Consider the following 13,677-nt stretch of genomic DNA (forward strand, 5'->3'; position numbering starts at 1 on the left):
ATGACGGGCAGCGCTCATAGCGCCGGCTCAACCTGTGAGTCGGCATGAAGATCGTGGTCACCGGCCTGATCGCCACTTACCCGCTCGGCGGAGTGAGCTGGGACTACATCGCCTACGTCGCCGGCTTCGCGCAGCTGGGGCACGAGGTCTTCTACCTCGAAGACACCGGCAACTGGTTCTATGATCCGCGCGCTCAGACCTTCACCGCCGAGGTCGATTTCAACGTCCGCTATCTGCTCGATGCCTTCGCGTACAGCGGCGTGGAGATCGGGGGTCGCTGGGCGGTGCGTAGCCCCGACGGCGTCTATCACGGTGCCGGCGAGGCGGCGGTGGCGCGCTTCTGCCGGCAGGCTGATCTCTTCCTGAACGTCTCCGGGGCGTGCTGGCTGCGCGACTCGTATCGCGGCGCGCGGCGCACGGCTTACCTCGATAGCGACCCGTGTTACAGCCAAGCCAAGCTCATGGCCGTAGAACGCGGCACTGCCAGTGAGGATGTGGCTTACTCCGTCGGTCTGATTCGCGCGCATGATTGCTTCTTCAGCTTCGCCGAGAATATCGCCCACCCGAGCTGCCGGATTCCGCACTGCGGCCTGACCTGGCTGCCGACCCGCCAGCCGCTGGTGCTGGAACACTGGCCGATGAGCTTTGAGCCGCAGGCGCAAGCCTTCACCACCGTGATGTCGTGGAAGACCGACGTCACCCTGCCGGCGATCGACGGGGTCACATACGGCGGCAAGGACGTCGAGTTCGCCAAGTTCCTCGACTTGCCCCGGCACACGCCGGCGGTGCTCGAAGTCGCGGTGGCCGGCAGCGCCCCGGTGGCACAGCTGCGCGCCGCCGGCTGGCGCCTGGCTGATCCGCGCGAGAAGTCGGGCACGATGGCGGCCTATCGCGAGTACTTGGCGCACTCGCGCGGGGAATGGAGCGTGGCCAAGAACGCTTACGTCGCCTCGCGCAGTGGTTGGTTCAGTACCCGCAGTGCGGTGTATTTGGCGCTGGGAAAGCCGGTGGTGGTGCAAGACACCGGCTTCAGCGCCTACTACCCCACGGGTGCGGGCCTGTTCGCCTTCGACACGCTGGAGCAAGCGGTTGCCGGCCTGGCGGCGGTAGCGGCCGACTACCCGCGCCACTGCCAGGCGGCGCGTGCCATCGCTGAGCAGGAGTTCGCGGCCCCACGGGTGCTGGGGCGCCTGCTGCACGATGCCGGTGTGATATGACGCCGCGACGCGTGATGATTGCGGGGGCGCTGGCGCATCACCCGCTCGGGGGCGCGGGCAACGCCTGGGCGTTCTTGCAGTACGTCCTGGGATTTCGGGCGCTCGGCCTCGAGACCTTCTACGTCGAGCACCTCGGCGCCAAGGAGTGCTGGGACGAGCACTGGCGCCCGGCAGCGTTCGCCGCCAGCGCCAACGCCCGCTCCTTTGCCGAGATCATGCGGCGCTTCGGCTTGGAAGGGCAGGGGGCCTTGCTCGCCTTCGACGGCGATCAGCACGTCGGCCTGTCGCACGCGCAAGTGCGCCAGCTGGCCGGCGATGCCGATCTGTTCATCAACATGTCCGGCCGTTTTCATCTCGCCGATGTGCTGGCGGCCGCCCGCCGCCGCGTTTACCTCGACATGGACCCTGGTTTCACCCAGGTGTGGCAGGAGCAGTACCACGTCGATATGAACCTGGCCGGCCACGACGCCTATATCACCGTGGGTTTGAATCTCGGACAGCCCGATTGCCAGCTGCCGACCGGCGGGCTGCCGTGGCAGCCGATACCGCCGCCGGTCGTGCTCGAAGAGTGGGAGAGTGAGTGCGGTGCGGGTGGTGCCTACACCACGGTGGCCGACTGGCGGGGCTATTCGGAGGTCGAGTGGAACGGCGTGTGGTACGGCCAGAAGTCGCAGGAGTTCATCCGTTTCATGGACTTGCCGGGACGAGTGCAGGTGCCGCTGGAAATCTGCCTGGCGATTCATCCGGACGAGGCCGACCGGGCGCTGCTCGAGCGTAACGGCTGGCGGCTGAGCGATCCGTTGCGCGCGGCGGCCACACCGGACAGCTACCGCGACTATATCCGGCACTCGCGCGGGGAGTTCACCGCGGCCAAGCACGGCTACGTCGCCGGGCGCACCGGCTGGTTCAGCGATCGCAGCGCCTGTTATCTCGCTGCCGGCCGGCCGGTGATCTTGCAGGACACGCAGTTTAGTCGCTACCTGCCCACCGGCCGCGGACTGTTGGCCTTCGATGATCTGGAAGGGGCGGTGGCAGCGCTCAACGCGGTCGAGGCCGATTACGCCGCGCACGCGGCGGCTGCTCGCCAGCTGGCGCGCGACCACCTCGATGCGCGGCGCGTGTTGCCTAAGCTGCTGGAGCTGGCCGGATTGTGAGCGCCGATAAGGTTATCGTCTCAGGTTATCTGGCGCACTGTCCGCTCGGCGGCTACGCCTGGCAAGTGCTCCATTACCTCACCGGTCTGCGCCAGCTCGGCTTCGAGCCGTACTTCTACGAAGATACCGGCACCGTGCGCGATTGTTTTGCGGCCGGCACTGGGATCAAGACCGACGACCCGCGCAGCGGCGCCGAGTTTGCACGCGACTTCCTTTCCCAGTACGGTTTTCACAATCACTGGATGGTATGGGACGCTTTGCGCGAGCAGACCTACGGGCCGCCGGGTATCAGTCGTAATGCGCTGCTGGCCGAGGCGCGCATCGTCATCAACCTCGCCGGCGTAACCCGCCTGCCGCCGGTGTCCGGCCAGCGCCGCATCTTCGTCGACCTGGACCCGGCGTTCACGCAGATTCGCGCTGCCGGCGGCGATCGCGCCTGGCGCGAGATTCTGTCCGAATATGACTTGCACTGCACCCTCGGAGAGAACATCGGCGCGGCAACGTGCCGTGTACCCGCCGCCGGCTTTGCCTGGCACGCCACCCGCCAGCCGGTCGCGCTGGAGCTGTGGCAGCCGCAAGCTGCCGGTGCCGGTGCGCCGTTCACCACCGTCGGCCGTTGGGATGAGCAGCGCCGAGAGGTGCACTTCGAGGGCGAGGTCTACTCTTGGCGCAAGCGCGTCGAGTGGATGAGGTTTCTTGAGCTGCCCCAGCGCTGCGGCCAGCGTTTTGTGCTGGCGATGGATGCGGCCACGATACCTGAGGACTTGCAGCTATTGCAGCGCCACGGCTGGGAGGTACGCGATCCGCTCGCGCTCTCGAGCGATCCGTTCGCGTATCGCGAGTTTATCCGAGGCTCGAAGGGCGAGTTTACGGTCGCCAAGGATCTCAACGTCAGGTTGGCGACGGGCTGGTTCTCCGACCGCAGCGCGTGCTACCTCGCCGCCGCGCGCCCGGTCGTGACCCAAGACACCGGTTTTGGATCAGTCCTTCCCAGCGGCGCCGGCCTGTTTGCTTTCAAGACAGTTGATGAGGCAGTGGCCGCAATCGCCGCGATCAGCGCCGATTACGACTCCCATGCCCGTGCCGCTCGCCAGATCGCAGAGCGGTTCTTCGCCGCCGAGCGCGTTCTGGGCGACCTGCTACGCCTCCTTTGATGTGATGGTGCAAAGCCCAGGGGCGTGGCCGGCTACCGGCTGAAGCGTCATCTATCCCAGTGGTGAAGGGCTCTTCGCGTTTAGCCGCGTCGGTGAAGCCAGCGCCGATCTCGCAGCAGTGGCGGCGACTGCGCCCGCCACGCCCGTGCTGCCGCCACGTTTGGGCGAGGCATCTAGGCACCCATTTGACAAGTTCGGGGGGGCTGGGGGTAGAAGCCCTCGGCGGCAGAGGCCAATCCGTCGACCAGTCACTCCAGCGAATCACTCACTCAATAAGTTAGGACAGTTAGCAGGGGGGTTTAATGCAGTCCGAGGGATCGAAGCAGAGCAGAGCAGAGCAGAGCAGAGCAGAGCAGAGCAGAGCAGAGATTAGGCCTACCGTCTCGCGTGCACGGGACGTGGGCCGCTGGTTTACGCTTGCTCTTGCCTTGTTGATGATTGCCGCGTCGAGCCCACCCGCGCGCGCCGCCTTCTGCGGCGATGGAGTAGTCGATTCGGGCGAGGTGTGCGACACGAGCGGCCAGTCGGCGACGTGCGACGCCGATTGCACGCTGCCGGTGTGTGGCGACGGGATGCTGAACGGCTACGCGGGCGAGCAGTGCGACGACGGGAACACGGTGAGCGGAGATGGCTGCGAAAGCGATTGCACGGGCACTCTTCCCTCACCCACTCCCACAGACACGCCGACCCCGACGAACACGCCGACGATCCCAACCGCTACAGCGACACCGTCTCGAAGCGCGACGCGGACACGGACGCCGACGATCACAGGGACGCCGACGATCACCCGCACGCCGACCCGCCGGCCGACGCGAACGCGAACACCGACGTTCACCCCGACGTTTACGCCAACGTTCACCCCGACCTTCACGCCGACCCGGCGGCCGACGCGGACCCGCACGCAAACGCCTACATTCACCGCAGCGCTGACACGTTAGCCGCCTGGAGGAGATGTGAGACGACTTGGAGCACGACTTGCGGGAGCGAGCGGTGTTGCATCCGTGCTCGGCGCGTTGGCTCTGTGCGCTGCGGGCTGCTCCTTCGACGCGAGGATCGTCTACAAACCCATGCTCGCTCGCCCTGAGTCGTCGAGTGCCGCGGTCACCCGGGGCTCTCCCACCGCATAGCGAGATCGTGTAGGTGGCTGCGCAGCTTGCTTCCAACTGCGCCTGGATGCCGGCTTTCGCCGGCATGACGAGGCCCGCGCCGCCCCCAACGTCTTCCACACCCCAAATGGTGAAAAGTCACCCACTCGATTTCCTGAAGAGGCCGGAAAATAGGTCGCGCGCGAAACACCGCTTTGACCGTCGCCTCCAGCGGGTGTACAGATGGCCTCGATGGGCATGACGTTTCTTAAGCTCAAGGTCGGCAATCCGGCCCGGCCGCGCAAGACGGAAACGATGGAATTCCTCATCGACACGGGCGCCCTCTACTCGGTCGTGCCGGCATCGAGCCTGCGCCGTCTGGGCATTCGACCCGACCGCGTCGAGGAGTTTACGCTCGCCGGCGGCAGTCACACCAAGCGATGTGCCGGCGGCGCGGTCTTCGAGATCGATGGGCGGCGCGGCCCCTCTCCGGTGATCTTTGGCGAGCGCGACGACGCCACCCTCGTGGGGGCAGTGACGCTTGAAGCGCTGGGCCTGATGGTGGACCCCCTCAAGCGCCAGTTGCGGCCGCTGCCGATGCTCCTCGTCTAGCGCGGATCAAGCCGCGGCCGTGTCTGCTTGATTGCGCGCCTTTGGGTTGCGCGCCCCTGCGCGCATCGTCTCACAAATTGGAAAGCGGGGCAGTAAACCCTAGCCGCCTGTGGGGCTGCTCGCCTGGCGCGGGAGCTGCTTCCTTACAAGCGCTATCGTGCAGGGGGAGCCGCTCATGAATAGGCTGTGCGCAGCAGTTGTTGCCGTGGTGCTGCTGGGGTGGGCTTTGAACGCTCCGGCGCAGGATGCGTCGCGCTCGAGCGACCTGGCCGAGCTGAGCCTAGAAGAGCTGATGAACGTCGAGGTGACCTCGGTGTCCAAGAAGGAGGAGCCGCTCTTTGGTGCGCCGGCGGCGATCTACGTGATCACCCAGGAAGAGCTCCGGCGCTCGGGTGCGACCAGCGTTGCCGAGGCCCTGCGGATGGTGCCGGGGGTGCTGGTGGCGCGTATGGATTCGAACAAGTGGGCGGTCGCGGTGCGCGGTTTCAACAACCAGTTTGCCAATGATTTGCTGGTGCTGATCGACGGACGGACGGTTTATACCCCGCTGTTTGCCGGCGTGTTCTGGGACGTTCAGGACATGCTGCTCGAAGATGTCGAGCGTATCGAGGTAGTTCGCGGGCCGGGGGCCACGCTATGGGGCGCCAATGCGGTCAACGGCGTTATCAACATCATCACCAAGCGTGCGCAGGATACCCCGGGCGGGCTGCTCACCGGTACTGCCGGGGACGAGGAGCGCGGCATTGGCGGACTGCGCTACGGCGGCAGTCTGGGTAAGACGATCGCCTATCGCGCCTTCGTCAAGTACGTCAATCGTGACAGCTTGCGCAGCCCGTCCGGCCCGGACGCTGCCGACGACTGGGAGGTCATGCGCGGCGGCTTTCGCCTGGATTGGCAGGCCAGCGCGCGCGAGTCGTTCACGCTCCAGGGCGACCTTTACGACGGCGATGCCGGCTGGCGCGGGGCGCTCGCCTCGCTCACGCCGCCGTTCAGCCAGCCCATCGATGACTCGCAGAAGCTCTCGGGTGGCGACTTGCTCGGCCGCTGGAGCCGGACGTTCTCCGACGGCTCGAATCTAGCGCTGCAGCTGTACTACGATCGCACCTCGCGAGCGCTCAGGACCATCCGTGAGGATCGCGATACCGCCGACGTCGACCTTCAGCACCGGCTGCGTTGGAGCCCGCAGCAGGAGATCGCCTGGGGGCTGGGCTATCGCATGACGGCCGACGCCGTCCGCGGCTCCTTCGACGTTGCCACCGTTCCCGATCACCGCACGCTGAATCTGTTCAGTGCTTTCATTCAGGACGAAATCACACTGGTAGCGGAGCGGCTCTTCTTCACCTTGGGCTCCAAGTTCGAGCACAACGACCTCAGCGGCTTCGAGGTGCAACCGAGCGGGCGGCTGAAGTGGCAGCCCCATCACCGCCACCTGTTCTGGGGCGCGGTCTCGCGGGCGGTGCGGATGCCGTCGCGCGGCGAAGACGACATTCGCATAAATTTCGTTGCCCCGGCGCCGGATGGCTCGCCGGTCGTCTTCGCCGTCTCGGGCAACCGCGCTATGGATTCCGAGGAAGTACTGTCGCACGAACTCGGCTATCGCTGGCGGGCCAGCCAATGGCTGTCACTCGATGGGGCGGCATTTTACAATCTCTACGATGGCCTGTTGGGTGTCGCCGACCGGCCGGCGTCGGTCGAAAGCACGCCGCCGCCGGTGCATGTGGTGCAGCCGATTACTTTCGTCAACAGCATCGAGGCGCAAACTTACGGGCTGGAGTTGTTCGCGCAAGCCAAACCGATGGAGTGGTGGACGGTGGGGATGGGCTACACCCTCCTTGATGTCTACACTCACCGCCGCGGGCCGCCGCCGCTGATTACGGTCGCGGCCTTCGAGGACGATCAGCCGCACAATCAGTTTCATCTGCGGATCTGGCTGGATCTGCCGCAGCAGCTGGAAGTGGACGGCGCTCTCTACTACGTGGACAATTTGGGGCGTAAGCAGATTCCCAGCTACATCCGCACCGACGCGCGTCTGGGCTGGCGTCCGGTGCCGGCATTGGAGATGAGCTTCGTGGCCCAGAACCTCAGCGACGCAGAGCACGCCGAGTTCGGCGCGCCACTGTTCACCAGCGGCCAGGCGATCGAGATCGAGCGGGCCGTCTTCGGGCAGGTCCGATGGCGCTTCTGAGCCAGCGAACGGCTTCGGCCAGGGGTCCGGTTGCCGTCCTGTGTCTGGCGACTATGCTGGCCGCGGTGGTTGCCGGGGCGGTGCCGCCGGCGCCGGCACAAGCACCGGTGGCCTCGGAGTACCAGGTCAAGGCCGCCTTCCTGTACAACTTCGCCAAATTCGTCGAGTGGCCGGCGCCGGCCAGTGCCGAACCGGACGGCAAGTTCGTCATCGGCGTGCTCGGCGACGATCCCTTCGGCAGCGATCTCGATGAAGTGATTAGGGGCAAGACCGTCAACGGCCAGCCTTTGGAGCTGCGGCGCTTTCAGCCGGCCGAGGATGTGCGCGGCTGTCACATCGTGTTTATCAGCGCTTCGGAAAGCGGGCGGCTCGAAGGCATCTTGGCTTCGCTGCGGCAGTCGAGCGTCTTGACCGTGGCGGACATGCCGGGGTTCAGCGAGCGAGGTGGGATGGTGACACTGCTGCGCAAAGGCACTCGCGTGGGCTTCGAGATCAACACCGTCCCGGCAATCGAAGCGGGGCTGCGAATCAGCTCGAAGCTGCTCCAGCTCGCCGACACGGTGAGGCAGTAGCACGATGACGGCGCTGCGCGACTTGTCGATTCGGCGCAAGTTGAGCCTGATCAGCTTGCTCACCAGCACCGCCGCGCTGCTGGTAGCGTGCGCGGTGTTCGGGGTCTACGACCTGATCGCGTTTCGCCGTGCCATGGTGGAGGAGGCCTGGACGGATGCGGAACTGATCGGCAGCAACAGCACGGCGGCGGTGATGTTCCGCGACCGCGTAGTGGCGGCAGAGGTGCTAGGCGCGCTGCGGGCCAAAGCCGAGATTGAGGCGGCTTGCATCTACACGGCGGCGGGTGAGATCTTCGCGCAGTATACCAGCCCCGGGGCAAAGGAGTTCGTTGCGCCCGCAGCGCAGGGCGACGGTTATCGGTTTGCCGCAGGCCGGCTGCGGCTGTTTCGGCACATCGCGCTGGACCGGGAGGCGATTGGCACTGTCTACCTGCAAATCGATCTGCACCTGTTGAGCGTGCGGATGTGGAGTTACCTAACGATCATCGGCCTGGTGCTGGTGCTCTCGGGCCTGGTGGCGTGGTTGCTGTCGGCGCGCTTACAGCGAGTGATCTCCGGCCCGCTGTTGCAGTTGGCGGCCACCGCGCGCGCGGTCTCGACCGAACGCAACTATTCGGTGCGGGCGGCCAAGCATGGGCACGATGAGCTGGGCGACCTGATCGACGCCTTCAACGAAATGCTGGCGCAGATCCAAGACCGCGATGCCGCGCTCGAACGCGCCCGCGACCAGCTCGAACTGCGCGTTACCGAGCGGACCACGGAGTTGCGCCAGGAAGTGGGCGAACGCCAGCGCGCACAGGCTGAGGCCCAGGTCGCCAAGGAAGTGGCCGAGGCCGCCACGCGCGCGAAGTCCGAATTCCTCGCCAACATGAGCCACGAGATCCGCACCCCGCTCAACGCCGTGATCGGCATGACCGGCCTGCTGCTCGATACCGCCCTCAACGCCGACCAGCGCGACTATGCCGAGACCATTCGCAGCAGCAGCGATGCGTTGCTGACGGTCATCAATGACGTGCTCGATTTCTCCAAGATCGAGGCCGGCCACATGGAGTTGGAGCAGCAACCCTTTGCCGTGCGCGACTGCGTCGAGCAGTGCCTCGATCTGCTGGCGCCGCGGGCGGCGCTGGAAGGCATCGAGCTGGTCTGCCTGGTTGACGACGGCGTGCCCGAAACCGTGATCAGCGATGTTACGCGCGTGCGCCAGGTGCTGGTGAACTTGCTCAGCAACGCGGTCAAATTCACCCACGTGGGAGAAGTGGTGGTGTCACTCGAGGCGCAGGCGTGCGCCGACGGCCGCTACGAGCTGCACTTCTCGGTGCGCGATAGCGGCATCGGCATTGCGGCGGATCGTATGGACCGGTTGTTTCAGTCCTTCAGCCAGGTCGATCCCTCAACCACCAGGCAATACGGGGGTACGGGCTTGGGCTTGGCCATCAGCCGCCGCCTGAGCGAGTTGCTGGGGGGACGCATCTGGGCCGAGAGCGAGCTCGGTCGCGGCTCGCTGTTCCATTTCACCGTCGTGGCCGCAGCGGTGCCGCCGGCAGCCCCGGTGCTGCAGGGCCCGCAAGCGCGGTTGCAGGGTAGGCGGCTGCTGATCGTCGACGACAACGCCGCCAGCAGGCTCATGCTCGGCCGCCAAGCGCAATGGTGGGGTATGATATCACAAACGGTTGCGTCGGGGGCCGAGGCTCTGGCCTTGCTCGACGGTGGAGCGGAGTTTGATGCCGCGATCGTCGATCGCCAGATGCCCGGCATGGACGGGCTGGCGCTGGCCACGGCCATTCGCGAACACTATGACGAAGGCGCCCTGCCGCTGGTGCTGGCGACACCGCTTGGCCCCTACGATGAGGACGTGCGCCGTGCGCTGTTCGCTGCCGTGGTCAGCAAGCCGATCAAGCGCTCGCAGCTGCACGCAGCGCTGACCGGTGCCTTGGAGCATTTGCCGGTGACGGCACCGGTGCTGGTGGGCGACCGCATCGACGGCTCGCTGGGCCAGCGCCTGCCGCTGCGAATTCTGCTGGCCGAGGACAACGTGGTGAACCAGAAGGTGGCGCTGCGTATCTTACAGCGCCTAGGTTACCGCGGCGATTTAGCCGCCAACGGCCGCGAGGTGCTCGAAGCCCTGCGCCGCCAGTCATACGACGTCGTGCTCATGGACGTGCAGATGCCCGAGCTCGACGGCTTCGAGGCCACGCGGCGCATTCGCCGGCAATGGCCCGCAGGCGGCCCGTGGATCATCGCCATGACGGCCAACGCGATGCGTGAGGACCGCGAGGCTTGCCTGGCCGCCGGCATGGACGATTACGTCGCCAAACCGGTGGAAGTGGCCGACTTGCACGCGGCCCTCGAACGCGCCGGCAGACACCTGTGCGCGGCGCCGGCGGCGTCGTCCGAAAGCGTCTGACGAACTCCCGCCGCTAGCCACTTGCGCGGCAACTGGGAGGGCGCCGGCCCGTCGGCGCCCCCACCGCCGGCTGCGGGCAAGGGCAAAACGTAGCTTGCCAAAGCGCGCGTTTTTCTAGTATTACCTGCCGTGCGGTGGGACGGCCGGATGGGCAGAGGAGTCAGCAGCCGCAAGCGGGTAAGGAGGAGTGCCATGGGCAACTCAAGACGGTTCGTGGGGGCTCGGTGGGCGGGAACGGTGCTAGTGGGGCTGGTGGCGCTCGGCGTCGCGCCGCCCTTGGTCAGCGCCACCATCAGGTACGGCAGTGTCCAACTCTCCGGCAACCTGGAAACCCAGAATCTGATCCGCCACCCGGAGTACGACAAGTACCAGTTCGTGCAAAACCGCAATACCTTCCGGCTACGGTTCGATTGGGACTGGCTGCAGAACCGCCGCTTCCTCGACAAGTTCGATGTTCCTTTCATCGAGCGCTCGAAGCTCTTCCTGCTGTACCGCGGCGTGTACGATGGCTTCTACGACCTCAAACTGGGTGATAACCAGATGGGGCAGACCCACGAGGACGACGTCATCGGTGGGCGCATTTCCGATCTCACGCATGATTCGCGCACCGCGTTGAAGTACGAGAACCGGCTGCGCGAGGCGTACATCGACCTCAAGCTCAAGGATGCCCCGATCAGCTTCCGCCTCGGCCGCCAGCAAATCATCTGGGGTGAGAGCGATCAGTTCCGCATCATGGACATCTGGAACCCGCTCGATATTACCTGGCACTTCCAACAGGAGTCGTGGGACAACATCCGTATCCCCGAGTGGGTCGGTAAGATGCTGTGGGACATCGGCGAGGTCGGGCCCTTCTCGAACACCTTCGCCGAGGTCGTCTACAATCCGTTCGATTACCAGCCCGGAATCAAAGCCGGCTTCCTGCCGCAGCCATGGGCGTTGCCGTTCCCGAATCCGCTGCGCGAGGGACAGGTGCAACAAGCGAACGAGTTTGCCGCAATTTATCTATCTCCGACGTTCAACCTGCAGGGCACTAGTCTCCGTAAAGGCGACTTCAAGCGCAACCCCGAGGAAGCCAGCGAGGTTGGCGTGCGCACTCACGCGGTGACGTCATTCGGGCTGGAGTTCGCGCTCAACTACATTTATGGCCGCGGCCGTGGGGTTGGCGCCTCTTCTCCGTTTGCGGTCAAGATCGACCGGCTTGTTGTACCCGCCACGTTTGGCAGTACTACAGCGCTCGGCGGCAAGTTTTTGGGAAAGCCAGTGTATCCCGTGCAGGTCGATGCCCGCGTGATTCATCCCTACATGCACATTTTCGGTTTGACTGCGAACATTTCAGAAGAGGACTTTCTCCAAACCGTCCTTCGTTGCGAAATGGCCTACGTCATGGGCGAGCCTCACCAGACAATCGAGGAGGAGTTCCTCGTTGACGTGATCGATACCGACGGCTACCCGACCGGGCAAAAAGCGCCACTAGGATTCACCAAGCGCGATGTTTGGGCAGGAATGATCGGTTTTGATCGCCCAACGTGGATCCGCTGGCTCAATTCGAAGACGACGTGGTTTCTCACCGGCCAGTTCTTCTGGAACTACACCACCGGTGGCAACATCGACAAGCTAGTCGGCAACGCTGGCGCCGGCGAAGGGCCGTATTTCACGCCCGCCTCCGGCCCCGGTTCCACCACCGGAGGAATCGGGGTGTGGAATTGGCCAGGTAACCCGCTGCACGGTCGGGTCGAACGGCTTCAACTTGCGACCTTTCTCGGCAACGATGACAATATCCGCCAGTGGGAGCACCTGATCACCTTTGCCGGCACCAGCTTCTATCGCGGTGGCACGGTGGTGCCGTTCTTCGCGGACGCCTGGGATCCGGTCAACGGTAACAACGAGTTTCTATGGAACTTGGATTACTACTACAGCAACGACTTGATCCTGTCGCTGCAGCAGAAGTTCTTCATGACGTACGGCAGCAATGCCGTGAGCAACGATCCGTGGTACGCCGGTGGCCGCTTCACACGGCGCGATGAGACCGGCGTGAAAATCACCTATCAGTTCTGATCAGGCGGCAGATCGGCGCGACAACCGAGGGCCGGCCACAGCGCCGGCCCTCGTCATTTGGGCTTACCACAAATCGGGCTGGTCAACGCGGCCGCCGCGCGACCTGAAACTCGCCCACTGTCTCAACGCCATCGCTACCGGCATCCCTTCGCAGGTAGCCCCCCTGTCCGCGCACGCCTTCGTGGGGACGGGCAGGGTGAGGGCTCGACGGGGTTCCCGTCGTGGAACGGCATGGTGGGGCGCGACCTCCGGGCAGCAGGTGGAGCGGGACCTCCTTTGAGAGTCGGCCGGTGGCCGGTACGAGAGCAGCGATGAGTGTCTAGACCGCGAAGCCTGCTCTATCGCTTCGCATCGTCGAGTCGGCACCAGCGATCCTCGACGACTGAGCCGCAATAGGTGTTTGGTGCAGACCGCACTCTCTGCACCCGCTGTGAAACCAAGTCAGCTCGCCCCCCTCAGCGTGCCCGCCGCGTCTGCTTCCCGCGAGAGCCACCCCGCCCCCGTGACGCTACCGCCGCGTCTTCTTGACAACGGAGGCCTTATAGGTCTTCGGCCTTCGGTGCCGGCGGAACCATCGGCTGCCCCTCGACGTAGAGGGTGTCGTAGCTGAGATCGAGCCCGTTCGCCCACTCGACGGAGCCTGCGACAACTCGTACCGCCCGAAACGCTGCCGGGTCGCGTAGGCGCACAAAAATGCCACGACCGAGATAGGGCTTAACGTCGAATCGCCGGGACTCACCATTGTCAAACGAGACCTCTAACTCATAGTCTTCCAGTGCCCGCACCGACTTGACGTGTGGATTCATGTGTCCTCCTACCTCAGCGGGTCGATCTTGAAGACCTCCTCGCCGTTTGCAGCCAACTGCCAGTCGGCCAGGAGCTCGTCGCGGTGAATCTCGATCCATGCCTGCACGAGCCGCGTCTTCCCGGGAGGCAACCTACCAGCCAGAACCTCCCCGGTCGGGATCGCAAACACCGCCTCATCGCCGGAGCACTCTGCATGCACGTGAGGGACGTGGTGCTGCTTGTCGTCGAAGAAGTACATCCGGACCACGATACCATAGAACATCGACAGGATCGGCATGGTCGGCCTTTGTTGCAGGGTCCTGTCATAGTCGGCTAAGCCCGCGATGTTGCTGAAGCGTGGGAGCGGCGCTGGCGTTGTGGGGGCGTTTATGGCAGAACCAGAGCCGTGGACAGGAAGCAGCAGGGAGAGGGTCAAGCCGAGCGGCGGGCGGT

General features: G+C 65.0%; 11 protein-coding genes. 9 read left to right on the plus strand and 2 right to left on the minus strand.

The genetic code is table 11. The annotated features are described in order from the left end of the window. Positions 1-44 precede the first annotated feature (44 nt). From HY699_05625 to HY699_05665, 9 genes are all read left to right on the plus strand, one after another. Positions 45-1,217, plus strand: coding sequence for a glycosyltransferase family 1 protein (locus tag HY699_05625; protein ID MBI4515281.1), 1,173 nt, complete (start codon positions 45-47; stop codon positions 1,215-1,217). After that, a complete protein-coding gene (locus tag HY699_05630; protein ID MBI4515282.1) occupies positions 1,214-2,371 on the plus strand; it encodes a hypothetical protein in 1,158 nt (385 codons plus the stop codon). The genes HY699_05625 and HY699_05630 overlap by 4 nt, the downstream gene beginning before the upstream one ends. Continuing rightward, positions 2,368-3,525, plus strand: coding sequence for a hypothetical protein (locus HY699_05635; protein MBI4515283.1), 1,158 nt, complete (start codon positions 2,368-2,370; stop codon positions 3,523-3,525). The genes HY699_05630 and HY699_05635 overlap by 4 nt, the downstream gene beginning before the upstream one ends. A gap of 434 nt (positions 3,526-3,959) precedes the next feature. Beyond that, positions 3,960-4,463 (plus strand): DUF4215 domain-containing protein, encoded by a 504-nt coding sequence (locus HY699_05640; GenBank protein MBI4515284.1) that lies wholly within the window; start codon positions 3,960-3,962, stop codon positions 4,461-4,463. Positions 4,464-4,862: 399 nt separating this feature from the next. Continuing rightward, positions 4,863-5,222, plus strand: coding sequence for an aspartyl protease family protein (locus tag HY699_05645; GenBank protein ID MBI4515285.1), 360 nt, complete (start codon positions 4,863-4,865; stop codon positions 5,220-5,222). A 175-nt stretch (positions 5,223-5,397) separates the two neighbouring features. After that, positions 5,398-7,407: a TonB-dependent receptor gene (locus tag HY699_05650; protein ID MBI4515286.1), complete on the plus strand. Its 2,010-nt coding sequence runs from the start codon at positions 5,398-5,400 to the stop codon at positions 7,405-7,407. Further along, entirely contained in the window at positions 7,395-7,979 is a 585-nt protein-coding gene (locus HY699_05655) for a YfiR family protein (protein ID MBI4515287.1), read from the plus strand. The genes HY699_05650 and HY699_05655 overlap by 13 nt, the downstream gene beginning before the upstream one ends. A gap of 4 nt (positions 7,980-7,983) precedes the next feature. After that, positions 7,984-10,383, plus strand: coding sequence for a response regulator (locus HY699_05660; GenBank protein ID MBI4515288.1), 2,400 nt, complete (start codon positions 7,984-7,986; stop codon positions 10,381-10,383). Between the two features lie 192 nt (positions 10,384-10,575). After that, on the plus strand, positions 10,576-12,438 hold the full coding sequence (locus tag HY699_05665; GenBank protein ID MBI4515289.1) for a hypothetical protein: 1,863 nt from the start codon (positions 10,576-10,578) through the stop codon (positions 12,436-12,438). 539 nt (positions 12,439-12,977) lie between these two features. Here the strand turns inward: HY699_05665 and HY699_05670 are convergent. Together HY699_05670 and HY699_05675 are read right to left on the minus strand one after the other, a co-directional pair. Continuing rightward, entirely contained in the window at positions 12,978-13,244 is a 267-nt protein-coding gene (locus HY699_05670) for a DUF2442 domain-containing protein (GenBank protein MBI4515290.1), read from the minus strand. 8 nt (positions 13,245-13,252) lie between these two features. Then, positions 13,253-13,522 carry a DUF4160 domain-containing protein gene (locus tag HY699_05675; protein MBI4515291.1) on the minus strand — a complete coding sequence of 90 codons (270 nt, stop codon included), beginning with the start codon at positions 13,520-13,522 and terminating at the stop codon, positions 13,253-13,255. Between the last annotated feature and the right edge of the window lie 155 nt (positions 13,523-13,677).

The sequence above is a fragment of the Deltaproteobacteria bacterium genome (assembly GCA_016210005.1).
In the GTDB taxonomy this organism is placed as follows: domain Bacteria; phylum Desulfobacterota; class Binatia; order HRBIN30; family JACQVA1; genus JACQVA1.

Bases quoted from the DNA above. Each gene is read 5' to 3' on its own strand.
- HY699_05630 (MBI4515282.1), top strand. From the start codon at position 1,214: ATGACGCCGCGACGCGTGATGATTGCGGGGGCGCTGGCGCATCACCCG.
- HY699_05675 (MBI4515291.1), bottom strand. From the start codon at position 13,522: ATGCCGATCCTGTCGATGTTCTATGGTATCGTGGTCCGGATGTACTTC.
- HY699_05625 (MBI4515281.1), top strand. From the start codon at position 45: ATGAAGATCGTGGTCACCGGCCTGATCGCCACTTACCCGCTCGGCGGA.
- HY699_05650 (MBI4515286.1), top strand. From the start codon at position 5,398: ATGAATAGGCTGTGCGCAGCAGTTGTTGCCGTGGTGCTGCTGGGGTGG.
- HY699_05660 (MBI4515288.1), top strand. From the start codon at position 7,984: ATGACGGCGCTGCGCGACTTGTCGATTCGGCGCAAGTTGAGCCTGATC.
- HY699_05645 (MBI4515285.1), top strand. From the start codon at position 4,863: ATGGGCATGACGTTTCTTAAGCTCAAGGTCGGCAATCCGGCCCGGCCG.
- HY699_05670 (MBI4515290.1), bottom strand. From the start codon at position 13,244: ATGAATCCACACGTCAAGTCGGTGCGGGCACTGGAAGACTATGAGTTA.
- HY699_05640 (MBI4515284.1), top strand. From the start codon at position 3,960: ATGATTGCCGCGTCGAGCCCACCCGCGCGCGCCGCCTTCTGCGGCGAT.
- HY699_05665 (MBI4515289.1), top strand. From the start codon at position 10,576: ATGGGCAACTCAAGACGGTTCGTGGGGGCTCGGTGGGCGGGAACGGTG.
- HY699_05655 (MBI4515287.1), top strand. From the start codon at position 7,395: ATGGCGCTTCTGAGCCAGCGAACGGCTTCGGCCAGGGGTCCGGTTGCC.